The organism is Aurantiacibacter sp. D1-12 (assembly GCF_028858515.1).
In the GTDB taxonomy this organism is placed as follows: domain Bacteria; phylum Pseudomonadota; class Alphaproteobacteria; order Sphingomonadales; family Sphingomonadaceae; genus Alteraurantiacibacter.
This window is the reverse complement of the sequence record NZ_JAPJZJ010000003.1, coordinates 275,013-298,807: the sequence shown is the minus strand read 5'-3', so window position 1 is coordinate 298,807 and position 23,795 is coordinate 275,013. Positions and strand designations below refer to the sequence as shown.

21 protein-coding genes and 1 tRNA gene are annotated in these 23,795 nt (G+C 59.2%); 6 read left to right on the top strand and 16 right to left on the bottom strand.

Annotation, left to right across the window (positions count from 1 at the left end):
- Positions 1–37: 37 nt before the first annotated feature.
- The 9 genes from ccoS to OOZ52_RS08410 form a co-directional block, all read right to left on the bottom strand.
- The gene (gene ccoS / locus OOZ52_RS08450) at positions 38–190 is read right to left on the bottom strand and encodes a cbb3-type cytochrome oxidase assembly protein CcoS (protein ID WP_274698070.1); all 153 of its coding nucleotides are present in this window, start codon (positions 188–190) and stop codon (positions 38–40) included.
- Positions 187–2,310, bottom strand: a complete 2,124-nt coding sequence (locus tag OOZ52_RS08445) for a heavy metal translocating P-type ATPase (RefSeq protein ID WP_274698069.1) — start codon at positions 2,308–2,310, stop codon at positions 187–189. Before OOZ52_RS08445 ends, ccoS begins: the two co-directional genes overlap by 4 nt.
- Positions 2,307–2,750 carry a FixH family protein gene (locus tag OOZ52_RS08440; RefSeq protein WP_274698068.1) on the bottom strand — a complete coding sequence of 148 codons (444 nt, stop codon included), beginning with the start codon at positions 2,748–2,750 and terminating at the stop codon, positions 2,307–2,309. Before OOZ52_RS08440 ends, OOZ52_RS08445 begins: the two co-directional genes overlap by 4 nt.
- Positions 2,750–4,198: a cytochrome c oxidase accessory protein CcoG gene (ccoG, locus tag OOZ52_RS08435; RefSeq protein ID WP_274698067.1), complete on the bottom strand. Its 1,449-nt coding sequence runs from the start codon at positions 4,196–4,198 to the stop codon at positions 2,750–2,752. The genes OOZ52_RS08440 and ccoG overlap by 1 nt, the downstream gene beginning before the upstream one ends.
- Positions 4,188–5,117 (bottom strand): cytochrome-c oxidase, cbb3-type subunit III, encoded by a 930-nt coding sequence (gene ccoP / locus OOZ52_RS08430; RefSeq protein ID WP_274698066.1) that lies wholly within the window; start codon positions 5,115–5,117, stop codon positions 4,188–4,190. The genes ccoG and ccoP overlap by 11 nt, the downstream gene beginning before the upstream one ends.
- Complete coding sequence (locus tag OOZ52_RS08425; RefSeq protein ID WP_274698065.1) at positions 5,104–5,271, bottom strand: cbb3-type cytochrome c oxidase subunit 3; 168 nt, start codon at positions 5,269–5,271, stop codon at positions 5,104–5,106. The genes ccoP and OOZ52_RS08425 overlap by 14 nt, the downstream gene beginning before the upstream one ends.
- Positions 5,268–6,020 (bottom strand): cytochrome-c oxidase, cbb3-type subunit II, encoded by a 753-nt coding sequence (gene ccoO / locus OOZ52_RS08420; protein WP_274698064.1) that lies wholly within the window; start codon positions 6,018–6,020, stop codon positions 5,268–5,270. Before ccoO ends, OOZ52_RS08425 begins: the two co-directional genes overlap by 4 nt.
- 12 nt (positions 6,021–6,032) lie before the next feature.
- On the bottom strand, positions 6,033–7,709 hold the full coding sequence (gene ccoN, locus OOZ52_RS08415; protein WP_274698063.1) for a cytochrome-c oxidase, cbb3-type subunit I: 1,677 nt from the start codon (positions 7,707–7,709) through the stop codon (positions 6,033–6,035).
- 82 nt (positions 7,710–7,791) lie between these two features.
- Entirely contained in the window at positions 7,792–8,493 is a 702-nt protein-coding gene (locus tag OOZ52_RS08410) for a helix-turn-helix domain-containing protein (RefSeq protein WP_274698062.1), read from the bottom strand.
- 140 nt (positions 8,494–8,633) lie between these two features.
- Here OOZ52_RS08410 and OOZ52_RS08405 point away from each other — a divergent pair, with 140 nt between their 5' ends.
- The 3 genes from OOZ52_RS08405 to OOZ52_RS08395 all read left to right on the top strand — a co-directional run bounded on the left by OOZ52_RS08405 (position 8,634) and on the right by OOZ52_RS08395 (position 11,116).
- The gene (locus tag OOZ52_RS08405; protein WP_274698061.1) at positions 8,634–9,302 is read left to right on the top strand and encodes an OmpW/AlkL family protein; all 669 of its coding nucleotides are present in this window, start codon (positions 8,634–8,636) and stop codon (positions 9,300–9,302) included.
- Between the two features lie 18 nt (positions 9,303–9,320).
- Entirely contained in the window at positions 9,321–10,100 is a 780-nt protein-coding gene (locus tag OOZ52_RS08400) for a DUF2189 domain-containing protein (protein WP_274698060.1), read from the top strand.
- A 92-nt stretch (positions 10,101–10,192) separates the two neighbouring features.
- On the top strand, positions 10,193–11,116 hold the full coding sequence (locus OOZ52_RS08395) for a DUF1330 domain-containing protein (RefSeq protein ID WP_274698059.1): 924 nt from the start codon (positions 10,193–10,195) through the stop codon (positions 11,114–11,116).
- 33 nt (positions 11,117–11,149) lie between these two features.
- Here the strand turns inward: OOZ52_RS08395 and OOZ52_RS08390 are convergent, their stop codons facing one another.
- Positions 11,150–12,022: a LysR family transcriptional regulator gene (locus OOZ52_RS08390; RefSeq protein WP_274698058.1), complete on the bottom strand. Its 873-nt coding sequence runs from the start codon at positions 12,020–12,022 to the stop codon at positions 11,150–11,152.
- 75 nt (positions 12,023–12,097) lie between these two features.
- On the opposite strand from OOZ52_RS08390, the gene OOZ52_RS08385 reads away from it, so the two are divergent.
- Positions 12,098–14,167, top strand: coding sequence for a hypothetical protein (locus OOZ52_RS08385; protein ID WP_274698057.1), 2,070 nt, complete (start codon positions 12,098–12,100; stop codon positions 14,165–14,167).
- A 28-nt stretch (positions 14,168–14,195) separates the two neighbouring features.
- On the opposite strand, the gene OOZ52_RS08380 is transcribed toward OOZ52_RS08385, so the two are convergent.
- The 4 genes from OOZ52_RS08380 to OOZ52_RS08365 all read right to left on the bottom strand — a co-directional run bounded on the left by OOZ52_RS08380 (position 14,196) and on the right by OOZ52_RS08365 (position 17,870).
- Entirely contained in the window at positions 14,196–15,635 is a 1,440-nt protein-coding gene (locus OOZ52_RS08380) for a Na+/H+ antiporter NhaC family protein (protein WP_274698056.1), read from the bottom strand.
- Positions 15,632–16,795, bottom strand: a complete 1,164-nt coding sequence (locus tag OOZ52_RS08375) for a trans-sulfuration enzyme family protein (protein WP_274698055.1) — start codon at positions 16,793–16,795, stop codon at positions 15,632–15,634. Before OOZ52_RS08375 ends, OOZ52_RS08380 begins: the two co-directional genes overlap by 4 nt.
- Complete coding sequence (locus tag OOZ52_RS08370; protein ID WP_274698054.1) at positions 16,788–17,699, bottom strand: ROK family protein; 912 nt, start codon at positions 17,697–17,699, stop codon at positions 16,788–16,790. The genes OOZ52_RS08375 and OOZ52_RS08370 overlap by 8 nt, the downstream gene beginning before the upstream one ends.
- 80 nt (positions 17,700–17,779) lie before the next feature.
- Positions 17,780–17,870, bottom strand: a tRNA-Ser gene (locus OOZ52_RS08365).
- Positions 17,871–18,045: 175 nt separating this feature from the next.
- Between OOZ52_RS08365 and OOZ52_RS08360 the strand changes: the two genes are divergently transcribed.
- Both OOZ52_RS08360 and OOZ52_RS08355 read left to right on the top strand, forming a co-directional pair.
- Entirely contained in the window at positions 18,046–19,275 is a 1,230-nt protein-coding gene (locus OOZ52_RS08360) for a peptidylprolyl isomerase (RefSeq protein ID WP_274698053.1), read from the top strand.
- Positions 19,272–19,601 carry a DUF1905 domain-containing protein gene (locus OOZ52_RS08355; RefSeq protein ID WP_274698052.1) on the top strand — a complete coding sequence of 110 codons (330 nt, stop codon included), beginning with the start codon at positions 19,272–19,274 and terminating at the stop codon, positions 19,599–19,601. The genes OOZ52_RS08360 and OOZ52_RS08355 overlap by 4 nt, the downstream gene beginning before the upstream one ends.
- Positions 19,602–19,604: 3 nt before the next feature.
- On the opposite strand, the gene OOZ52_RS08350 is transcribed toward OOZ52_RS08355, so the two are convergent.
- Complete coding sequence (locus OOZ52_RS08350) at positions 19,605–21,686, bottom strand: RelA/SpoT family protein (RefSeq protein WP_274698051.1); 2,082 nt, start codon at positions 21,684–21,686, stop codon at positions 19,605–19,607.
- 117 nt (positions 21,687–21,803) lie between these two features.
- Positions 21,804–23,744 (bottom strand): M1 family metallopeptidase, encoded by a 1,941-nt coding sequence (locus OOZ52_RS08345; protein WP_274698050.1) that lies wholly within the window; start codon positions 23,742–23,744, stop codon positions 21,804–21,806.
- Positions 23,745–23,795 lie beyond the last annotated feature (51 nt).

Sequence of the window (23,795 nt, the reverse complement as noted above, 5' to 3'; positions counted from 1 at the left end):
AAACAGCAGCTGCAACCAGGCCTCCCGCAGTAATCTTTCAGCGTTCGCTGTCCTCATCGTCGATGAGAATGCGATGCGCGGCACCATCAAGATCATCAAACTGGCCTTTGCGCATGGCCCAGAAGAATGTGGCAAGGCCAAGCAAGCCCAGCCCCAAAGCGACGGGGATCAGGACAAGCAAGCCACTCATCGCACCAGGCTCCTCAAACGCAATGAATTGGCCACGACGATGATAGAACTGGCGGACATGGCAATCGCAGCGATGAGCGGCGTCACCAGTCCGGCAAGAGCCAGCGGCACGGCCAGCACATTGTAGACGATGGCAAAGCCAAAGTTCTGACGTACCACTTTCGCACAAGCACGGGCGCCGCGAACAGTAACGGCAACGGGCATCAGGTTGCTACCTGTAAAAACTGCATCGGCAGCCTGTTGACTGATATCGCTGGCCGATCCGGGAGCTATCGAAGCATGCGCCGCAGCGAGCGCCGGCCCATCATTGATGCCATCGCCTACCATCAGCGGACGGCGGCCTTGGCGGTGCAGGTGCTCAAGCGTTTCGAGTTTATCCTGCGGGCTTGCTCCGGCCCGCGCATGGACACCCAGTTCTCTGGCAACCCGCGCCACGGCGTCACTGGCATCACCGGAAAGGATGCGGCTTTCAATTCCCGTAGCGTCCAGAACGGCCATAGTCTGCCCGGCATCTGTTCGCACAGGATCGGTAAAATTGACCACGGTGCGCGTCGTTCCGATACGCAGCTGGACCGCGATTTCGGACTGCGCCGTATCGGGGCGTTCCAGCGCCACATCGATGCCGCGCCAGCTTGCGAATACCCCTTCTCCACTCCGTTCAGCGATATCACTCAGCTCCGCAGACACTACACCAGCATCGCGCAGAGCAACCGCAAGTCCGGTGCTGAGCGGATGACAGCTGGCACTCGAGAGCGCCAGCGCAACGCGCCGGGCGTCGTCATCAAGAGAAGACAGATCAGGTGCCGGTGCTCCCATCGTCAGAGTGCCTGTCTTGTCGAACACGGCCAGATCAACCTCTGCAAAGCGTTCAAGCGCACTGCCATCCTTGATCAGCATGCCGTGCTTCAAGAGCGCCCCTGTGGTGACAACCTGCGCTGCCGGGACCGCGAGGCCCATTGCGCATGGGCAGGTTATGATCAGTACGGCAATCGCGATGACCAACGATTGGTGCACACCGGCTCCGGCAATCATCCACCCGATAAACGCCAGCAATGCCAGCGAATGCACCGCCGGGGCGTAGAGCCGAGAGGCACGGTCGGCGATGCGAACATAACGGCTGCGTGATTGCCCCGCCTCGTCCATCAGGCGCGCAATCTCGGCAAGCACTGTATCCGAAGCCGCAGCAGTGATCCGCACGCGAACGGGGGCAGTCAGGTTCGTCGCTCCTGCATGGACTTCGTCGCCGATCACACGCGCTTCCGGCCTGCTTTCGCCAGTGAGCATGGCGTTGTCGATACTAGTCGAACCTTGTTCGATAATGCCATCGGCCGCCAGAGCCTCTCCGGCAGCAACCAGCATCACCATGCCCGGACGCAGATCCTCTGCAGCAATACTTTGCAGCCTGCCATCGGGGCCGATGACCTGCGCACTTCGCCCCATCCGCGAAAGGAGTGCCCCGATCCCGGCACGTGTCCGCGAACGCATCGCGGCATCAAGCGTTCGTCCTGCAAGCAGGAAGAACAGCAACATTACGGCGCTTTCAAAATAGGAGTGCCCGCCACCCGCAACCGTTTCATACAGAGAAAGTCCTGTCGCCAGCAGAACCCCGATTGAAATCGGCACATCCATATTGGTGCGCCGATTGCGCAGTGCCATCCAGGCCGAGGCAAAGAATGGGCGCCCGGAATAGGCAATCACAGGCAAGGCGATAATCGCGGAAAGCCAATGAAACAGATCACGTGTGCTGCCTTCTGCTCCTGACCATACGCTGACGGAAAGGAGCATGACATTCATCATACCGAACCCCGCGACCGCCAGTGATCGTTGCAACAGTCTTGCCTCGCTCACATCTTCGGCAACAGGGTTGTCGTCAAGTCGCTGCGCTTCGAAACCGAGCCCTGCCAGCGCTGCAATCAGATTATCATCGTCCAGCTCTGGCAAATGGCGGATCGCAACACGCTTTGCCGAGAAGTTCACGCGCACGCTGTCTATCGCCGAATGCTTGCCCAGCTCGCGTTCGATCTTGGCGATGCAACCTGCACAGCGGATGCCGGGAACGGTGAAGCGCGAGTCCTCGAAGTGGCCTGTTTCAAAGGCAGCGGGAGTGACAGGTGCGTTCATTGCAGCCGGAATTCCTGACGCCAGACGTCGCCTTCATGAGAAATAGACAGGCGGATGATCCACCGTCCATCAGGCAGATCCTGCTCCGAAAGGAACGCCCCGTCGCCAGTGGCCACAAAACCTATCGAACGCACATCCGCATCGCCAAGCGGGCGGCGCACGACAGCTTCGACTTCCGCTCCATCGGGAATGCCGGATGGCGTTACAAGCAACCGGTCCCCTTGCCGAGTGACCTCAGCGTGCCAGCCGAGCGCTTCCTGCGCCTCGGCCGCATCCAGCCAATCGTTGAACTGCTGGCTGGCGACATAGGAATTGTCGACCACCACACCGCTAAAACCGCTCGTGGCGAAATAGGCCATGGTGAAGTTCACCGCGATAATAATGCCAAAGCCACCCACCATGGTCGCGGCCATCTTTTTCCCGGTGAATTTCGTTGCCATTACCGTGCCTCCGGCGCGTTGAATTGCGTTTCAACCAGGTCAGTCTCGCCTTCGCTGTCGAGGGCGGTCAACTGGAAGGCAAATTGCTGTTCCGGCGTGCCTTGAGGGACGACGACATAGGCACGAACCTCTCGCACCTCATCGGCGGGAACAGTCACGCGCTGGGTCTCTCCGGCTTCCGAACGGTCAATCATCTCCGTCCAGAAGCTACCGCCATCAAGGCCAACAAGGCTCACTTCCATGTCGCGCGGACGGCTTTCCATGTTGCGCAGCTTGAGCGTGTAGGAATTGCGCACCGATCCATCGCTCATGATCGTGAATGGCGGATTGCGGTCAGCTGCTACCGAAAGGTCAGTGCGTGTCCGCGTTCCGAGCGCGAAAAGCAGAGCAATGCCGATTGCAGCCCAAATGCCGAAATAGATCATTGTGCGTGGCCTAAACACGGCCTTCCAGGGTGATCGTGGGGCCTCTCCGCGTTGTTCGCGTTCACAGTCATCGAGCGTTGCATAGTCGATCAGCCCGCGCGGACGACCTATGTCAGCCATCACGCGGTCGCAGGCATCGATGCAGAGCGCGCATGTGATGCAGCCGATTTGCGGTCCTTCGCGAATGTCTATCCCGGTCGGGCAGACCTGCACGCATTCGGTGCAATCGATGCAGTCACCGAATTTGTCCGGTTCCCTCTTCGCCTTCTTCAGGCTGCCACGCGGTTCTCCGCGCCAATCCTTGTAGGTGACCACCAGCGAGTGTTCGTCCATCATCGCAGACTGGATGCGCGGCCAGGGGCACATGTACACGCAGACCTGCTCCCGCATGAAGCCGCCAAGCGTGACCGTGGTCAACGTCAGAATACCGACCGTGGCATAGGCGACCGCTGCCGCCTCTCCCGCGAAGAACTGTGCAAACAGCGTTGGCGCGTCAGCGAAATAGAGGATCCAGGCACCGCCTGTGACAAAGCCAATGACCAGATAGATCAACCATTTGAAGCCTCGCCGGGTGACCTTCCCCCACGTCCACGGTGCCCTGTCAAGGCGCATGCGGGCGTTGCGATCTCCGTCAACGAAGCGGTCGATATGCTGGAACAGGTCCGTCCAAACCGTTTGCGGGCAGGCATAGCCGCACCACGCGCGACCTACCGCGCTGGTGACCACGAACAGACCGATGCCCGCCATGATGAGCAATCCGGCCACGAAGTAGAATTCGTGCGGCCAGATCTCGATATCGAACATGTAGAATCGGCGCCCGGCAAGGTCGACCAGAACAGCCTGATCGGGCGCATACTCGCCGCGATCCCAACGCAGCCACGGAGTGATGTAATAGATCGCCAGCGTGACGATCATCACCGCCCATTTGAAGCGGCGAAACGGCCCGTCGATACGCTTGTTATGGACTGCCCGCCGCGCTTCGTACAAGCTTTCGGGGTCTGGAGAGGCGGGGTTACTGGCCACCGCTCTCCACCTCGACCTCTGCCACTGCTTGTTCGTCAGCAGGAGGAGCCACGGCATCCTCACCGCCACCCAGCGAATAGACATAGGCAGTCAGCATCTTGACCGTGGACGGCCCCAGCCGCTCACCCCATGCAGGCATTGCGCCCATACGCGGGTGGAGTATCTGCTGTGTGATGTCCGCCGTGCTGCTTCCGCGAAGCCAGACGGCATCGTTCAGTTGGGGCGCGCCCAGATCGCGATCACCTTCGCCCATCGCTCCATGACAAACGGCGCAATTCTGCTCGTAAAGCCCGGCGCCTGCAGGGTCGGCATCGGCAATGCCACTCAGCGACTGAACATGCGAAGTGACTGCGGCAAGCTGCCCTGCATCCAGCAAGCCATCAAAGGAAGGCATAAGGCTTTGACGCTGGTCATTATTGTCGGGCTGGCGGATGCCGTACGTTATCGAATAGTGAATGTCTTCCAGTGTACCGCCCCACAGCCAGTCGTCATCGCTCAGGCTGGGGTAGCCAAGGTTCTGCACGCCTGCAGCCTGTGAGCCGTGGCACTGCGAACAATGCACCTTGAAAGCTGCTTCACCACCCGCGACGGCTCTACGGAAAAGCTCCTCATCGGCGCGCAGATCGGCGACCTCCACTTCGGCCAGTTCGGCTCGAAACGCCTGACGCGCCTCGTCAGCATTAACGAGTTCTCGCTGGAGATCGCCTCTGCTCGACCAGTTCAAAATCCCGGTTGTGGCACGATCTACCAACGGCCAGGCCGGGTAGAGCACGACATAGACGGCCGAAAACAGGATACACAGGTAGAAAGTCCACAACCACCAGCGTGGCATGGGAGTATCGAGTTCCTCGATCCCGTCCCACTCATGACCAACAGTTTCGGTGCCCGTGGGTTCGTCGATCCGCTTATTGGTCGCCATCGTCGTTCCCCTTGAAAATCGATGTGGCTGCGTGATGGTTGCGCTCGCCTGCGCCCGGCCGGAACGGGTAAAGGCACAGGAGCGTAAATAGCGCGAACATCACAATGAGTGCGTAGCTGTCCGCAAAGTGGCGAAGGGTTTCATAAAAGCTCATCGACCCAGCTCCTCCGCCAGTTCCTGCTGCGCAGCAGCGCTATCGACGTCGACCAGCGTTCCGAGCATTTGCAAGTATGCAACCAACGCGTCCATCTCGGTCAACCGATCAGGATCGCCATCGAAATCACGCGCCTGCGCATTGGGATAACGAGCATTGAAATCCGCCAATCCTGCACCAGGGAACTCGCTTCCCTGAAGGATCAGGTCCGCCATCGCCTGCGTTACGTCTTCATCGGTGTACGGGACGCCCAGCGTTTGCAGCGTTGCAAGGTTTGCGGACGGATCGTTTACGTTGAGCGTAGTGTCGGCAAGAAAAGCATAGGTCGGCATGATGCTTTCCGGCACCACCGCCTGCGGATTAATAAGGTGCTGGACGTGCCACTCATCCGAATACCGACCACCTACACGCGCCAGATCCGGCCCGGTGCGCTTCGAGCCCCACTGGAACGGGCGATCGTACATGCTTTCCGCTGCCAGGCTGTAATGGCCATAGCGTTCGATCTCGTCGCGGAACGGACGGATCATCTGGCTGTGGCAGACATAGCACCCTTCGCGGACGTAGATGTCGCGTCCGGCCAGCTCGAGCGGCGTGTAAGGCCGCATGCCGTCCACTTCCTCGATCGTATTGTCGAGATAGAAAAGCGGTGTGATCTGCACCAGGCCACCAATGGCAACCGTGATAAAGGTGCATACCGCCAGCAGCGTAATGTTGCGTTCGAGTTTCTTGTGTCGTTCGGTCATGCTCATGGCTGGTTGCCCTTATTCAGCGGGAACGGCAGAGGGTGCGGGATCGGTGATCGGCCTGTCCTTCTCGGGATCGTACGGCGTTTCGATCATGGCCTTCTCCTCACGGAGCTTGCCGGCCAGCGTCATCCAGATGTTGTAGGTCATCACCAGTGTGCCGGAGAGGTAGAGCACACCGCCAAAAGCACGCAGCACATACATCGGGAACATGGCAGCCACGGTGTCGGCAAAGGACCAGACCAGATAGCCGTCCGAACCATACTCACGCCACATCAGGCCTTGCTGGATCCCGGAGACCCACATGCTCGCCGCGTAAAACACGATGCCTAGCGTCGCGAGCCAGAAGTGCCAGTTGATCATGCGCAGCGAATACATCCGCTCGCGCTTCCACAGCCGGGGCACAAGGAAATAGACACAGGCAAAAGTGATCATACCATTCCAGCCGAGCGCGCCTGAGTGTACGTGGCCGATGGTCCAGTCGGTGTAATGCGACAGGCCGTTCACCGCCTTGATCGACAGCATCGGACCTTCGAAAGTGCTCATCCCGTAGAAAGCAAGCGCCATCACCATCATGCGGATGATCGGGTCTGTGCGTATCTTGTCCCAAGCGCCGTTGAGCGTCATCAGACCGTTGATCATACCGCCCCAGCTGGGCATCCACAGCATGACCGAAAAGACCATGCCAAGCGTCTGCGCCCAATCGGGCAGCGCGGTGTAGTGCAAGTGGTGCGGACCCGCCCAGATGTAGAGGAAGATCAGCGACCAGAAGTGAATGATTGACAGGCGATAGCTGTAGACAGGGCGTTCGGCCTGCTTGGGCACGAAGTAATACATCATCGCCAGGAAGCCCGCGGTCAGGAAGAAGCCGACCGCGTTGTGGCCGTACCACCATTGCACCAGCGCATCCTGCACACCGGCAAATACGCCATAGCTTTGCGATCCCACCATGCTGACAGGCAGCGCCAGATTGTTGACCACGTGCAGCATCGCAACGGTCACGATGAAGGCGAGGTAGAACCAGTTGGCGACGTAGATGTGCGGCTCTTTACGCTTGGCAAGCGTGCCGACAAAGACAATCAGGTAAGCCACCCAGACGATTGTCAGCCAGAGGTCCACATACCATTCAGGCTCGGCATATTCCTTCGACTGGGTGATGCCGAGCAGGTAGCCAGTTGCGGCCAGCACGATGAAAAGCTGATAGCCCCAGAACACGAACCGCGCGAGTCCCGGAAAGGCCAGCTGGGTGCGACACGTCCGCTGCACGACATAGAAACTTGTCGCGAGCAAAGCATTGCCACCAAAGGCGAAAATGACTGCGCTAGTGTGAAGCGGGCGCACCCTGCCGAAATTGAGATAGGGCTCTATATTGAGCTGAGGCCAAGCCAGTTGCAGCGCGATGAACAGACCGGCGGAAAGCCCCGCCAGGCCCCAGAACATCGTTGCAAGAACACCCCAACGCACCGGATCATCATCATAGACCGATGGCGCATCCGGCATCTTGAAGAAGCTGTTCAGGCTGGTTGTCGGATCAAACCGGGCAGCGCTCATGCACATCAGGCCAAAGCAGACGATTGCGACAATCGTGGCATGCGCGGCAAAGCCGGAATCAGCCGCCGCGACTGCGACAGCAAGAAAAACGAAAAACAGCAGGAACCATAGCCCCGCCCGCCCCAAGGCAGTTTCAGCTTGCATTAGAATTCACCCTCCAGTCGCGATGAAGTTAGCGGGCTCAGGAACAACCGCATTGATGCAGATCAAATTTCGAAGAAAAGCCTCATGCAGCATCGCGCAGGCTCCCGGAGCGTTGCTCAAGTGCACCACACGACCGGATCAGAACACCCGCTCGCCCATGAGTTTCTATCACCTTATCACCTCGCAGAATCGAGAGCTGGCGGCTGATTGTTTCGATTGTCAGGCCGAGGCTGTCTGCGATATCGCGCCTCGACATCGGGAGTTCGATCTCAACGCTCCCTCCGCGCGGGCGGCCGATGCGCTCTGCCATCGAGAGAAGAAAACTCGCTGTACGCTCCAACGCGGTCTTTCGACCGAGAGCAATGGTCTTTTCCCGACTGCGGTGCAGCGACAGTGCACTTCGGTCGAGAAGATAGCGCAGGATGGCGCAATCCTTCTGCGCCAGCGCTGCAAATTCCTCATACGGGAAAATCAGCACTTCGCTGCGCTGGAGGGCTTGCAGGGAAAAGCTGTGCTTGCCGTCCTCTGGAAGAATAAAAAGGTCATCAGAGAAATAGAACGCGATGACCTGCTCACGCTCCGCAGAGGCATGGGCAACCAGCTTGACTGCCCCGCTGCTGATAAAGACCAGACTGCTGACCGACGCGTCGAGCGGTTTGCCGCGTGCCGGGTCGAGCACACGCGATTTCGCCAACGCCGCGAAACGCTTGCGTGATTGTTCGGCAATCGCATCGGGGAAGACCAGCCGCGAGAACGCGTCGAAAGGCTCGCTTTGTATTTTCATGCGATCTTATTCGACCAGATCGAGTTTCTTCGCCTTGATCTGGATCAAAGCGAGAGCCTTGGATTGCCGCCAATGTTCGATTGACGCTGCAATCAACCTAGACCGCATGGTGCGGCCACTGCAGCGCCAAGGACAGACTGATGAAATGGATGATGACAACAGCCGCAATGGGATTGGCAATGGCTGCTGTACCGGCCCTTGCACAAGACACCGAAGGTCGCTGGCAAGTGCGAGCTTCCGCCACCGCTGTACTGCCTGATGGTGAGATCGAGCAGGTAAACACCGATCTGGTCGGCCTTCCTGCAGACACGCAAACTGAAGCCAATGACAATTTCGTTCCGACTCTGGCCGTATCCTATTTCCTGTCTGAGAATGTATCGGTCGAGACGATCTGCTGCCTGACTCAGCACGATGTCGATGGGACGACCGGCTTGCCTGGGGCAGAGCTGGTTTCCAACGCAACGCTTATCCCGGCTACGGTCACGGCAAAGTATCATTTTGATGCTGGTGGCATCACGCCCTATGTCGGAGCTGGCGCGACCTATTTCCTATGGGTGGACGTAGACCCGGGCGCGGCGACAATCCCGCTTGGCGTAACCGAAACCACGCTCTCGGATGAGTTCGGGTTCGTCCTGCAGGCGGGTGCCGACATTCCGCTGAACGACAATGGCTTTGCCCTGTCACTTGATGCGAAACGCTATTTTGTTGATACAACAGCGCGCTGGTTTGCCGGTGATACTCTGGCAATCGAGACCGAACACAATCTCGATCCGTGGGTCCTCAGCGCAGGTGTGAGTTTCCGCTTCTAACAAGAAAACGAGCAACATATGCACGAAGAAAGACAGGCCGAAACGCAACACATCACGGTTTCCAATAGCCTCACGATGGGCGACCTTGGTCGGGCCTTGAAGGCTGGCTGGCAGGATTACCGTGCGAAACCGGCGTTCGGCCTGTTTTTCGCCTCGCTTTTCGCAATCGGCGGCCTCATGCTGACCTACCTGCTCGGGAGTCGCGGTGAAACAGCCTGGCTGATTCCCGCAGCCGCCGGGTTCCCGCTCCTCGCGCCCTTCACCGCAGTCGGCCTTTACGAGGTCAGCCGACGAAGGGAGTTGGGGTTACCACTCACCTGGTCCAAAGTGCTGACCGCCGTGAAAGGGCGAGGTGACGACCAGATCCTGAGCATGGGCGTTATCATCTTCGTCGCATTCGGGTTCTGGATGATTGTCGCCCATGGTGTCTACGCGATCTTCCTCGGTGAAAGCGGACTGGGATCCGATCCGACGGAGATAGTGAACAGCATGGCCGGGCTTACCATGCTGGCTGTTGGTAGCGTCACTGGAGGATTGATGGCCCTGGCATTCTATTCCATCACGGTCTTCAGCTTGCCGATGCTGGTGGACCGAGATGTCGACTTCCTGACAGCGATCATCACCAGCCTTCAGGCGATGAGAGACAACAAATACGTGCTTCTGGTATGGGCGTTTCTGGTAGCAGCGATACTGTTCGTTGCGATGATACCGCTCTTTCTCGGATTGCTCGTAGCCCTACCCGTGCTCGGCCATGCGACATGGCACCTCTACCGAACAGCCATCCGCCCACAGAACTGAGAATTCCGGACTCTTGACGAGGTCTGTAAGACCTCAGCTCGTCTGGCAAAGGAAGGCTGACAGAAAAGACGATGTAGGATCGCGCACTGGATTTGAGCAGAAGCAAACTGTTCCTTCAGCCTTGTGGTGGTGGTGAGAATTCGAAACACACGACTTCAAAAACGATCCGTTTGTTCGCGCAGAAGCCAGGTATCTTCGGCCTGAAGCGTCCAACGGAGACAAGCATGAAAACCTACAGCCTTAAGCCTTCCAATCTCGTCATTGCCTGCGCGGCACTCCTTGCGACAGGATGCGCAACAACCGGAGGCACCCAAGCCGTAAGCGCGGTCCAAAATGAAGCGGAGCAGGAAACAGTGACCTCGGTCACGATCGATCTCCCGCCGCAGGCGCTCTTCACCTTCATCGGCTTCGATTACAAGAGTTCCGCAGCCGAGAGCGAGGAGCGTGAAATTTTTCAATCGCGCGCTTTGCCGATGGCAGCCGAATACGGGTTCGCGCGTCACGGAGCTCTCATACTGAATGGCACGGGCGTAGGATCCTTCCAGCCACAAGGATTCCTGTTGGCCAGCTGGCCCAGCCAGGCGGCATTTGATAACTTTCAGGCTGACCCGAGGTGGCCCGAATTCGACGCTCTTCGACCCGAGATCTGGAACGATATTCGGTACTATCGCGATGTCCAGGAGGATGGCTTGCAGCTCACCCTTCGGAGCGACAAGTTCTACACGCTCGCGATTGCCCATATCAATCAGGATAACCCCGACGATTACCAGACGTACCTTTCCAGCCTTGGCGGAGAAGTGGCCAGAAACGGCGGCGAGTTCATCTTCATCATGCGCGATCCAAGCCTGGAATCCCTTTCGAATGCCGCAGCTCCTGATCAATTGACGCTCATTGAATGGGATGATGTGAACGGGTTGGATAGGCTACTGGCTTCGGACGTCTATGCTGCGAACAGGCATCTTGCCGCGTCCGGCACGACAGACTTTGCGTTCTATCGTCTGCGCCCCGCTCTTTGAGCGGTGAACCTGCCTCATGTCCATCTTGATGGACTACGATAGATCGCCTTGAATAAGCGCGCGGTGCGACTGCATCACTTCAGCAAAATACTTCATTGCCACCCTGGCTCGTGAAGTCTTTGCAAAGTCGGGATGGGTCAAAAGCCAGAACGGGTCGGCTTTCATAACCGGGGCATCGGGTAGGCGTACAAGGTCCGGGTCGGGGTCCGCCATAAAACAGGCGGCCCACCCGATGCCAAAATGCTGCTTCAACGCGCCGAAACGACCGGAAATTCCTGCGACAGTCGGGCCGACAGGGTTGTTGCGATACGGCGTTTCCTTGAGCCAGAGCCACCATCTTGTCGCTCCTTCCGGTGCACCGATCCATGTAAGGTCATCCGTGCGTGTCTGGGCGAGATAGTCTCGGTGTGCGTAAAGTGACACCGCATATCGAAACAGTCGTCTGCCCACCCAGTGCTCTGGCGGGTTAGCGGAGGTCCGTAAAACGATATCGGCTTCAGCCCGATCGAGATCAACGAGGTTATCTGTTGAATCGATAGTCAGGTCGATATCCGGATATTGCTCCGCGAAATTCGCAACATCATCGAACAGGAAATGCTGCAGTACCAGCACGGGAAAGGAAATGGATAGTGGTCCGGACAGGTTTTGCTCGACCGCGCGCAGCTTCCGCAGCGCCTCTTGGCTATTCAGCTCCATCTTCTCCGCGGCTTCCACAATGGCTTCGCCCGCTCTCGTCGGCCAAAACCCTTGCGGCGATTTTTGAACCAATGGGCCCGATGTTCCACGGTTCAGATGGCTAAGCCGCCGGGATATCGTTGCATGGTTGACGCCAAGGCTGCGCGCTGCACCCCGAATGGTTTTCTCTCTTACGACGGCCAATACCAGCCGATAGTCATTCCAATCCATTGGTGCGCATTCGCACCATTCGCCGCGAATTACAATCCGCGACGCCCATGCGCCTCCTGATTAAGCACACCCTGATTGGAAAGTGTCATGTCCTTACGAAAACTGGTTCTTCTGGCATCTGTTGCCAGCCTCGTGCTGCAGGGAGACGATGTGCATGCTCAGGAAGAAGATCAACGCGTTTACGAACGATCATTCTTCGATCAGTTCGCACCCCAGAACGCGTTGGAGATGGTTGAGCGTCTGCCGGGCTTCAACCTGCAACAGGCCGATGAAGCGCGCGGTCTGGGGCAAGGAGGAACCAATGTTCTTATCAATGGTGAGCCGGTTACAGGAAAAGGAGAGACCGCAACAACACGCATCGCCCAGATCGTAGCGGGCAATGTCATCCGGATTGAGATCCTCGACGCGGGCACATTGGATCTCCCCGGCTTCAGCGGATCGGTAGCCAACATCGTAACCCGTCGCTCCTCGATCAGCGGAACAGTCCTTTGGGAGCCGACTTTGCGCGGTAGGGCGGATCCCGCCTACGGCAACGGCAGTGTAAGCGTGTCGGGAAGCAGCGGGCAAATCGACTATTCTGCAACCCTAAGCCACGCAATGGTCCGCATTGTTCTAGACGGGCCTGAAACCTTGTCCGATCCTGACGGCAACGTCTTCGAGACCCGCGACGAGGAATGGGCACTGCGTGGTGATCAGCCGCAGCTTTCCACCAGTGTCACCTGGAATCGGCCGAATGGGCATGTTTTGAATGCAAAGACATCGTTTGATCGACTGAGTTCCGCAAGAAGACAAACGTCAGTCAGCACCGCCACCTCCTCACGAGGGGATAATGGTTCAAGCATTGCCCAGAACTTCGGCGTCCAGAACAACCTTCGCTTCGATGCCGACTATTCATTGCCGGCACTCGGCGGCGACCTGAAACTGATCAGCCTGTTCGCTCGGCGGGACAGCAACGCCGACACGCGCCTGACAGCCGCGGATATTTCCGGAAACACTCTGGTCGATCAGGCCTTTGAAGAGGCCAGCACCGCCAGCGAAGCGATTTTCCGGTTCGAGCAGCAATGGAGCGGTTCTGATAATCAGAGCTGGCAGCTAGCGGGCGAAGGCGCCTTTAACTCGCTTGATCTCGAGGCCGATTTCCGGACCTTCAGTAATTCGGACCCGACAGAAGTAGCTACTCAAGCATCTACGCAAACGACCATAGAGGAACTTCGCGGCGAGGCGACACTGGCACATCGCCGGCGAATTGGCAGGAATGGTAGCCTCCAGATCTCGATCGGTGGCGAGCTGTCGCAGATCCGTCAGGGCGAATTCGAGAGGATTTTTTTCCGGCCCAAGGGCTTTGCGTCCTACACGCTTCAACCTTGGGAAGGCTGGACCGCCACAGCCCGGATTGCTCGCGAGGTCGGACAGATCAATTTTCGGGATTTTGCCGCGACCGTTTCCCTTTTTGACGGGACAACAAGTCAGGACAACCTTGAACTCGTGCCGCAGCAAAGCTGGGTCTTCTCCGGCAGGGCGGAGCGTGTCTTTGCAGACGGACATATCGCCTCGTTCTCCGTCACGCATGAGCGAATAAGCGATCTGGTAGACCGCATTCCAGTTGGAGAAAGCGGCGATGCTGTTGGCAATATTCCCAGCGCCCGCAGGTCCGGTGTGGAAGCGAACATCACTCTGCTCGGCGCGCCGTTCGGCTTGCGAGGCGCGCAATTGGATTTCAACGGCGCGTGGCAATGGTCATCGGTGACCGACCCTATTGAAGGCTTCACAAGAGATATCGGCGACCTGCGATTGCGCGATCTGACACTTAGCTTCAGACATGACTTGCCGGATACAGATTGGGCCTATGGATTTGTGCTTCAGGACATAAAGCTGGCACCTGTATTTCGGTCGACTTTAGCGGAGTATCGCAACGTACCACGCGGCGGGCTTACACCCGGAACAAACGCCATTTACGTAGAACACAGCGATCTTCTCGGTCTACGGGCCCGCCTTCAGGTATCCGAATTCCTTGGCCAACAAAGCCGGTTCAGGCGCGACATCCATGCCGGACGCCGCGATGTAGCTCTGCTCGACCGCGTTGAGGAGCGGGAGCGCTCTTTGAACGGCCCCGTTATCACTTTGAGTCTGGGACGAAGCTTCTAGCTCTTGGAGAGGGCGCACCCTGCGGCGATCATGCCGGGCGACGATCTCTGGCGATCACAACGGCGGCGAGCAGCGATGTCACCGGCCCCAGCCAGCAGAAGATCGCCCAAGGGGCAAGCGCAAGCGTCGGAACACCGAGCGTCGATGCCATGAACACTCCGGACACCGTCCACGGCATCAGCGGTTCGGTGACGGTCACCGAATCCTCTATGGTACGGGACAGATGTTCCGGGGCCAGATCTCGCTCGGCGAACGGCTTACGGAACAATCCGCCCAGGATCAGTGCGCTCACTCCACCATGGCTGGTCATGGCCACCATCATCATCCCCGCAACGATAGTCGCGCCCACCAGGCTGACGACCGAGCGCACGATGCCAAGCAGCGCGGCTAGCAAGCGATCGATTGCGCCCGAAACTTTCATCCCCGCAGCCAGCAAGAAGGCGGCAACGATGAACAGCAGCGTCCCCGCCATCGACATCAGCCCGCCACGGTTGAGAAGATTTTCCACGCTGGGCGAGAGTGACGTATCTGGCAGGTTCGTTTCAGCTGCGAAACCGTCGACAAAACTCGCGACCGCGTTAGCGAAAGAGAACCCCTGGCCCACGATCCCGATGAACAGCGCAAGCAATGACGAGAGAAGGATAACCAGCGCCGGCGGTTTGCGCATGACGATTCCCGCAAGCGCGACCAGCAACGGCAGTGCCGGAAGGAACCCCAAGTCGAACGCGCCGGAAAGTTCGCTTCTGATCAGAGCCGCATCGGAAGAGTCCAGCGCTGCACCGGCATCACCAGCAAAGCCGAGCGCCGCAAAAGCGAGGAGCGCTACTGCAGCTGCAGGCAGGCTCGTCCACAGCATGCAGCGTATGTGCCGGTACAGGTCCGCCCCCGCACCGATGGCGGCGATATTGGTCATATCCGAAAGCGGGGACAGCTTGTCGCCGAAGTAGGCACCCGAAACGACAGCCCCTGCAACGGGTGCCAGCGGCAGTCCCAGAGCTTCCGCCGCTCCCATTAGCGCCACACCGATTGTCCCGGCAGAACCCCAGGACGTGCCAGAAATGAGCGACATCAGAGCCGTCGCGACAAATGCCGTAAGGACCATGAAGTCCGGGTTGATCAGGTCGATACCCAGAACCACCATCAAGGGGATTGTGCCGCTGAACATCCAGCTGCCAATCAGCGCTCCGATCGTCAGCAGGATCAAAATGGCGGGTAGAGCGTCGGCAATTTGCCGCCCTGTCTCCTGCTGGATGGCATCCCAGCCCGCCCCCGCATGCTTCGCGACCAGGCCGGCCGTAGCAGCCGCAAACATGATCGACAGCAGCAGGGCTCCACCGCCAGTGCCCACTGTCGCCATGCTGATGCCGATGGCGGCGAACAATGCCAGTATCGGCAGCATAGCAAGTCCCAACGAAAGCGGCAGGCGTGCCTCGGTAGCCTTCATTTCCGGCGTGTCGGGTGTCGTCATGTCAGCGCTCGATCCAGATCTTCTACCAAAGCATCCACACCCTCGAAACCGATGGACAGGCGGAGCAAACCTGCGGGGATGCGCGGCGCGCTATCACCCCGTTCAACCGGATCGTTTTTGTGCCCGGTGATGACCAGGCTTTCCGCACCACCCCAGCTGACCGCATTGCCGAACAGGCGCAGGCGATTGGCGACCTCCACCGCGCTCGCAAAACCGCCTGAGGCGAGTTCAAAGGCGAACAGGCCGGAATGGCCGCGCCAGTTGCCCGACACGGTCTGCACGTCATCGCCTATCAGCGGGTGGAATACTTGGGCGACAGCCGCGTGACCGTGCAGGTGCTGCGCCACTGCCAGCGCGTCGTCATGATGCCGCCGAATGCGCGTCGGCAGCGTCATCAGGCCGCGCAGAAACAAGAAAGCTTCGAGCGGCTGCATGATCGCGCCCATCAGCATGTAGGCATTGTAGAAAACCCGCTCCACCAGTTCAGCTGATCCGATCAGTGCGCCGCCCACGGCATCACTATGGCCGCCGATATATTTCGAACAACTGTGGATCACCAGATCCACGCCCTGTCCAATCGGCTTCTGCAGCAGCGGTGTCGCAACCGTATTGTCGATCACGCTGATTGCGCCGTGTTCTCGCGCCAGCTTGGCGATGGCTCCAATGTCGAGCATCTGGAACAGCGCGGAACCCGGACTTTCCATGAATACCACGCGCGTTTCATCACGCATTGCTTCGGCTATCGCAGACAGGTCTGGCGAAAACACCTGGTCATGCGACACGCCAAAATCTTGCAGGCGACGCGCCAGTTCCAGCGTCGGGCCATAGGTATCGTTAACGAACAGCACATGGTCGCCTGCCTTCAGGAGGCCAAACAATGTCGCCCCGATTGCGCCCATGCCGCTTGCAAAGCACTTGCAAGCCTCGCCCCTCTCAAGCTCGGCAAGCGTATTTTCCAGGATCCGGACTGTGGGATTGGTGCCGCGGGAGTAAACGTTTGCTCTATTCTCGATCGCGAGATCGCGGTGTAATTCCTCCATCGCTTCCTTGCGGAAGATAGATGCCTGCGCAATCGCGGGCAGCACCATTCCCCCGCATTCCGCCAACGGTTCCGCCGAACGCAGACAGATCAGCTCGTCGAGCGGGTCCAGTTCAAGCATTCACGCCTCCGGTAACAGCGAGGTGATGCCGGGCTACTGCAGCACCGCCAATGGCGCCCGCATCGTCACCCAATCCCGCCCGGACGATGTAGGTCGATGCATCAAGCACCTCGGGCCGCGAGGCATAGCCGCCGACCACAGCATCGAAGTCAGAGCGGATGCGCGCTAACAGGCTGTCTCTCAGCATCAGTCCGCCGCCCAAGATGATCCGTTGCGGGGCAACAAGGCAAGCAATCGCATGGCACAGCTGAGCCAGGGCGCTACTGACCTCGACCCAGCATTCATGATCGTCGGGCAGTTCATGCGGCTGCGCCTTCCAGCGCGAGCGTATCGCCGTGGCGGAAGCAATCCCTTCGACGCAATCGCCGTGGAAAGTGCACGAACCGGCAAAGGCGGCGATGTCGGACGGCTCACGACGCAGCCGGACATGGCCGAACTCTCCGTGCCAGGGGGCACCGACCAACGCGCCATCGACAAGGGCTGCTCCGCCGACGCCCGTCCCGATGGTGAGATAGGCGGCATCGGATAACCCCAGCCCTGCACCCAGCTCGCATTCGCCAAGCAGCGCGGCATTCACATCGGTTTCAAGTGCGCACGGCAATCCACTTGACTGCGCCAGAGCACGGCGCGGGTTGGCGCCTTCCCACCCGTCCTTCGTTGTTACGCCGATGCGTCCCCAGTCGGGCGAGGCAGGGTCACGGTCAATGGGGCCGAAGCTGGCGATCCCTATAGCGGCGATATCGGGGTGTTCTGATTTCTGGCAGTCAATCCACTGGGCAACTTCGCCAAGTGTCTCCTGCGGAGACGTTGTCGCCACGCGATTGCGCGCGACGATTCCGTCGCTGCCATCGATCACCAGAACCTTGAAACTGGTCCCCCCTGCATCGATCCCGATAATTTTCATTCAACCGCAATAGGCCGAAGCAAGCAGACTAGGCAACGACAACCACAAGGCAAAACTGCAGTCGGTGCCGGCAGGGTGAATGGCGGAGCGAGAGGGATTCGAACCCTCGATACGGGGTTACCGTATACACACTTTCCAGGCGTGCGCCTTCGACCACTCGGCCACCGCTCCGCGTTCCTATTCGCACTATCGCTTCGCTACTTGAGTGCAGGGATGATCCCTTACTGAAGTTGAAAACGACTGGTCGGCTGCAACAGGAAGCGCGCGTCTAGCGGGGGTTGCGGGCAATGACAAGCGCGGGATGAAGGGTGTTTGCGATCGCGAGGTTTTATGCAATCTCTCAACCATGAAAAAGCTCTGCACCCTCACCGCCCTTCCCCTGCTGTTTGCTGTTCCGCTCGCCGCGCAGGAGGCTGAGCCTGAGTACGTCACCCCCGGATCGGTTGTCGCCAATGCCGCACCAGAGGAATGGGTGACCATCGCGCCGGAAAACCTGCTGGTGATGGAGCTTGCGCCGGATAGCTCGGGCAGAGCGCGCACCGTGGTTATCCAGCTGATTCCTGCGCCGTTCAGCCAGCCGTGGGTGGAAAATATCCGCACCCTCACCGAAGCGCATTGGTGGGACGGAACCTCCGTCAACCGCGTACAGGACAATTACGTCACCCAATGGGGCGATGTGACCGAGGAGAAGCCACTGCCGGAGGGGGTTGTGGCGCCGACCGCTGACTATGAGGCCGATGTCGAAGCCGTTGCAGATGCAACCCACGATTTTGGACCACCCCTCCCAGCATATGACGAGCTTCCAGAGTCAGTTCGGCAAGTGTTCGAAGATCCCAATTCAACGCACGAGGATCACATTCGGGCCATCGAAATGCTCATAGCTGAGCTTGGCCTTGATGGCAGCCTTGGCTTCAATGCGAGTGAGCAACTCGCGATGCTTTCTATCAACACAACCCAGACTAGGCTGACTGAACAAGGTTGGCATAACCGAGACGGATACGCGCCTTGGGTCGAATTCTGGCAGGGATGGCCTATCGCGAACGAAGAAGTAATCGTTGGCTGGGAGGACGAAGAGGGAAATGCTGTATCAGACCCTGGTCCCAGGCGACCACCCCACCAATTCGATCCTCCCTATAGCAATGTTGAAAGCAGTACTTTCTGGCCAATCCACTGCTACGGGTACGTCGGCGTCGGTCGCGGCTATGCACCAGACACCGGCACGGGCGCTGAACTCTACACCATTATCGGACAACCGCAGCGGCATATGGATCGCAATCTGGCGGTGGTCGGGCGGATCATCGAAGGGATGGAACATCTTTCCAGCCTGCCGCGCGGATCGGGTGACCTGGGATTCTACACAGATGAGGAAGCACATTTGCGCGTGCCGATCCTGTCTGTCCGCCTCGGCAGCGAACTGGAGAATTCTCCGGCGTTCGAATACCTCTCTACCGAGAGCGAAAGCTTTGCGCAGTACGTCCAGATTCGCGCTAATCGCAATGATCCGTTCTACACCGTGCCAGCGGGTGGCGTGGATGTGTGCAGCGTGCAGGTACCCGTGCGGCGAGTTGCGGAGTGAGCGACGGCGCCCCCGTCCAATTCACATCCAAACTATGGGTGTGGCAATCGACGAGCAGTCCGGGTGCATGGCATTTCCTCACGGCCGATGGGGAAGCAGGTGATGCTATCGCCGCACATGAAGCCATGCGGCGTATGGAACTGGGCAGCGGGCGCGGATTTGGCTCGGTCAAAGTCGAAGCGCAGATCGGCGAGACTAGCTGGAAGACATCGGTCTTCCCGAGCAAATCGCATGGCGGCTATCTGCTTCCGGTAAAGGCCGCGGTCAGGAAAGCGGAGGGGCTGGTTGAGGGTGACGAGGTGAAGGCGAGCCTCACCCTGCTCTAGCCCCTAAATCCGGTCCGCCTGCGCCACGGAATCGCTGGCGCGCAGCGCGCTCAAGATGCGGGTAAGGTGCGCCAGATCCTGCACTTCGATATCGAGCTCATATGTATGAAAGGGGTCGTCCCGCTGGGTCAGTTCCAGGTGCATTACATTGGCATTGCTGCGCGCAAATACGCCTGCCATTTCCGCCAAGGTTCCGGGCCGGTTGTAGAGCACCACGGTCAGTCGTCCGACCGCACCGTGCGAACGCTCACCCCATGACAGATCGATCCAGTCGGCATCCACGCCACTGGCCAGTTCAAGGCAATCGATAGCGTGCACTTCCACACCCTTTTTGGGCCGCCGCAGGCCCACGATCCGGTCACCCGGCACAGGATGGCAGCATTCGGCGAGATCAAAGCCTACACCCGGCGTCAGTCCCTTGATAGAAATCGCGCGGTCCAGCTGCGGCTCTTCGGGCATGTCTTTGGTGCTGCCCGGTACTATCGCTTCCATGACATCGCGGTCGCTGATCTTGGACGCGCCGATCGCGTACATCAGGTCTTCCGCGTCCTCCAGCTCAAGCGTTTCGGCCGCTTGGCGGATGGCCTTCTTGCCAACCTTGGCAGGCAATCGATCGGCAATCTCTTCAAACAGCTTGCGCCCGATCTCGGCAACTTCGTCGCGCTCTTTCAGCCTCACTGCGCGGCGGATCGCGGCACGCGCCTTGCCCGTCACCACAAAGCCGAGCCAGCTCAGCTGCGGTTCGGCATTCTTACTCTTGATGATCTCCACGACATCGCCATTGCCCAGCTGGGTGCGCAGCGGCATGTGCCGGCCGTTGATTTTCGCACCGACCGTCTGCGCGCCGAGATCTGTGTGAACGGCGAAGGCAAAGTCGACCGGCGTCGCACCCTTGGGCAGCTGGAACAGCGCGCCTTTGGGCGTGAAGGCAAAAATCCTGTCCTGGTAGATCGCCAGCTTGGTATGTTCGAGCAGTTCCTCGGCATCGTGGCTGCTATCGACAATCTCGATCAGGTCGCGCAGCCACCCGACCGCGCCATCGGCCTTGTCCTGCTGCTTGTAAGCCCAGTGCGCGGCGAGGCCGAATTCGTTGGTCTGGTTCATTTCGCGCGTGCGGATCTGCACTTCCACCCGCATCGACTGGTCATAGAAAAGCGTCGTGTGCAGCGACCTGTAGCCATTGTTCTTGGGAGTAGAGATATAGTCCTTGAACCGGCCCGGCACGAATTGGAAAGCGGTATGCAGGATGCCGAGTGCCCGGTAACAATCTTCAACGTTATCGGTCAGTACGCGAAAGGCCATGATGTCCGAAACCTGCTCGAACGGCAGGTGCCGTTCGGCCATCTTCTTCCAGATCGAATAGGGGTGCTTTTCACGCCCCCAGACTTCGACTTCCAGCCCCGCTTCGCTCAGCGCCTGCTTGATATCGAGCGCGATGCGATCAACTTCGCCTTTGTCGGTCTGGCGCAATTGCTCCAGCCGCTTGGTGATCGTGGTATAGGCCTCCGGCTCAAGCTGTTCGAAGGCGAGCAGCTGCATTTCACGCATATATTCGTACATGCCCACACGCTCTGCCAGCGGGGCGTAGATATCCATCGTTTCGCGCGCAATGCGCCGGCGTTTTTCCGGCTTCTTGATGTGGTGAAGCGTCCGCATGTTGTGCAGCCGGTCTGCCAGCTTGACGAGCAGTACACGCAGGTCTTCCGACATGGCGAGCAGGAACTTGCGCAGGTTTTCCGCAGCACGCTCGTTCTCCGGCATCTGCTCGATCTTGGATAGCTTGGTGACACCGTCGACCAACCGCGCGACCTCGTCTCCGAAGTTGGCACGAACATCGTCTATGGTGGCGAGCGTATCTTCCACAGTATCGTGGAGCAGCGCGGTAATGATGGTTTCCTGATCCAGCTTCAGGTCGGTCATCAGCCCGGCGACTTCTACGGGATGGCTGAAATAGGGGTCCCCCGATGCGCGCATCTGGCTGCCGTGCTTTTGCACCGTGTAGACATAGGCGCGGTTGAGCAGCGCCTCATCGGCGTCAGGGTCGTAGGATTTGACCCGCTCAACAAGTTCATATTGGCGCAGCATCGCAGCGCATTGTGCGGTGCGACATGGTTTTGGGCAAGCCCAAAGATGCGATCAGGGTGATCGGTAGTAATGATGGCGCGGCCAGAGAACCAGCCGCGCCATCATTACCTTTGCGGATCAGCCTTCGCTGTACCCCACAATCTCGTCTACATTGCCACGCGTATAGCTGTGATAGCCGGGCCGCGTCGTCTGATAGAGTTCGGTGGCGATAGGTTGGCCCCAGCTGCCCGTATCCCACATCGCGCGGAACAGTGGTGAGACAAACTTGTTGCGGCCCACTGTCGCCAGAAACTGGCGCGCCTGCGGTACTGCGGGATCGTAGGCATTGCGCAGTGCAGCTTCGAGCCACAGGAACAGCACTTCGTTGTTACCGCTTTCCGAAAGGCCCAGCGTTTCATTGAGCGCAGCGAGCTGCTCGGCGCTCATCGTTTCGGGCAGGGTTTCGAGGAAGCGGCGCTGCGATGCCGCGGTCCATTCACCCCATGACTCGGTTTCGGGCAGCGTGCCGTCGGCGGCATAGGCCTGTGCCGCTGCATCGGCATCGGCGAAGGCTGCAGGATCGGGTGCCAGGGCATTCTCGGGAATGCCGGTGCCGTAAACCCATTCGTCCAGCATCAGCTGCTCTTCCAGCTCGGCATTATCGCCGATCAGGTTTTCGCGCATATCGGCCAGCATCATTTCCGACGTGACCGGCTGGAAAGCGTGATTGTCAAACCACGCGGTCAGCCAGGTGTCGAAAGCTTCGCGCCCGACAATATTCTCGACGGTGCGCAGGAAGACGGTGCCCTTGTCATAGATCGCAGGGCCAACCGTATCGAACGGGCTGGTGCCATCGGGCGTGCGCATCGCGGTGGTCGGATTGTCGGCACCCGCTTCCTCCACGGCTTCAACCAGCGAGGCATAACTGAGGGTGTATTCCTGCTCTGCGCGCAGTTCACCGTATACCTCTTCGCTGATGCGGTTTTCGATGTAGCTGGTGACGCCTTCGTTCAGCCATCCGTCGCGCCAGCTGGCATAGGTGGTAAGGTTGCCCGACCAGCTGTGCGCCAGTTCATGCGCGATCAGGCCGTTGTTGGAACGGTCACCCGCGATGAATGTCGGCGTAAGGAAGGTCATCACCGGGTTTTCCATGCCGCCATAGGGGAAGGCGGGCGGCAGAATGATCATGTCATAGCGGCCCCAGCGATAGTCGCCGAACAGTTCGCTACCGGCATCGATCATTTCCTCGGTATCGCCCAGTTCCTGCTCGGCAGCGGCGATCATTTCAGGCTCGGCATAGACACCCGAACGCGGGCCGAGCTCGGCGAATTCAAGATTACCTGCAGCGATTGCGATCAGATACGGCGGCACCGAATTGTCCATGACAAACTCGAACGCGCGGCGATCGCTGTCGGCGCCCTCGACCACCTCGGGATCGCCGCGGCTGATGCCGGACATTACCACCGTAAGCGGATCGGGCGCAGTAATGCGGGCTTCCCACGTCTGGCGGATGCCGGGGCTATCCTGGGTGGGAATCCATGTACGGTTGAGGATCGCCTGCCCCTGGCTGAACACGAACGGATGTTCGCCGCCCGCGGTCTGTTCGGGGCTGAGCCATTGCAGCGCTTCGGCATCCGGGCCGCTGGCGTAGGAGATCACGACCTGCTGCAATTCCGGGCCGGTCATTTCGCCGAGCTGGATCGTGATGGGTTCACCCTTTTCGGCGTTGTCGGGATCGGCCTCGCCCATGGTGAATTCAAGCTCGTTACCCAGCCCGTCGGTCACGCCGCCGATGATCAGACCATTGCTGTCGAGCACGATTTCAGTCGCGTCCTCGGCCGCCTGCACATCGAGCGTTGCCGTGCCTTCAACCCGCTGCCCTTCGAAATCGAGATCGAGATCGAGCGCCACATGCGCCACTCGCGCCTCCAGCGGACGGGCGTAGGTGAACTCGTCAAACGCCTGTTCGCTGGTCAGGATCGGCGCGATTACACGCTCCTGATCAGGCAGGTCGTCAGCGGTGCAGCCTGCCAGCAACACGGCAGCGAGGGTGAGAGGGGCGAATGCGGAAAGGCGCATGGTATCTCCAAGAGTTTCGAACGGGCCGGGTGATAGCCCTAAGCGGTGCGA

Excerpts from the sequence above, each read along its gene's own strand:
- ccoS (WP_274698070.1), bottom strand. The coding sequence starts at position 190 with ATGAGTGGCTTGCTTGTCCTGATCCCCGTCGCTTTGGGGCTGGGCTTG.
- OOZ52_RS08445 (WP_274698069.1), bottom strand. The coding sequence starts at position 2,310 with ATGAACGCACCTGTCACTCCCGCTGCCTTTGAAACAGGCCACTTCGAG.
- OOZ52_RS08440 (WP_274698068.1), bottom strand. The coding sequence starts at position 2,750 with ATGGCAACGAAATTCACCGGGAAAAAGATGGCCGCGACCATGGTGGGT.
- ccoP (WP_274698066.1), bottom strand. The coding sequence starts at position 5,117 with ATGGCGACCAATAAGCGGATCGACGAACCCACGGGCACCGAAACTGTT.
- OOZ52_RS08425 (WP_274698065.1), bottom strand. The coding sequence starts at position 5,271 with ATGAGCTTTTATGAAACCCTTCGCCACTTTGCGGACAGCTACGCACTC.
- ccoO (WP_274698064.1), bottom strand. The coding sequence starts at position 6,020 with ATGAGCATGACCGAACGACACAAGAAACTCGAACGCAACATTACGCTG.
- ccoN (WP_274698063.1), bottom strand. The coding sequence starts at position 7,709 with ATGCAAGCTGAAACTGCCTTGGGGCGGGCGGGGCTATGGTTCCTGCTG.
- OOZ52_RS08410 (WP_274698062.1), bottom strand. The coding sequence starts at position 8,493 with ATGAAAATACAAAGCGAGCCTTTCGACGCGTTCTCGCGGCTGGTCTTC.
- OOZ52_RS08405 (WP_274698061.1), top strand. The coding sequence starts at position 8,634 with ATGAAATGGATGATGACAACAGCCGCAATGGGATTGGCAATGGCTGCT.
- OOZ52_RS08400 (WP_274698060.1), top strand. The coding sequence starts at position 9,321 with ATGCACGAAGAAAGACAGGCCGAAACGCAACACATCACGGTTTCCAAT.
- OOZ52_RS08390 (WP_274698058.1), bottom strand. The coding sequence starts at position 12,022 with ATGGATTGGAATGACTATCGGCTGGTATTGGCCGTCGTAAGAGAGAAA.
- OOZ52_RS08380 (WP_274698056.1), bottom strand. The coding sequence starts at position 15,635 with ATGACGACACCCGACACGCCGGAAATGAAGGCTACCGAGGCACGCCTG.
- OOZ52_RS08375 (WP_274698055.1), bottom strand. The coding sequence starts at position 16,795 with ATGCTTGAACTGGACCCGCTCGACGAGCTGATCTGTCTGCGTTCGGCG.
- OOZ52_RS08370 (WP_274698054.1), bottom strand. The coding sequence starts at position 17,699 with ATGAAAATTATCGGGATCGATGCAGGGGGGACCAGTTTCAAGGTTCTG.
- OOZ52_RS08360 (WP_274698053.1), top strand. The coding sequence starts at position 18,046 with ATGAAAAAGCTCTGCACCCTCACCGCCCTTCCCCTGCTGTTTGCTGTT.
- OOZ52_RS08350 (WP_274698051.1), bottom strand. The coding sequence starts at position 21,686 with ATGCTGCGCCAATATGAACTTGTTGAGCGGGTCAAATCCTACGACCCT.
- OOZ52_RS08345 (WP_274698050.1), bottom strand. The coding sequence starts at position 23,744 with ATGCGCCTTTCCGCATTCGCCCCTCTCACCCTCGCTGCCGTGTTGCTG.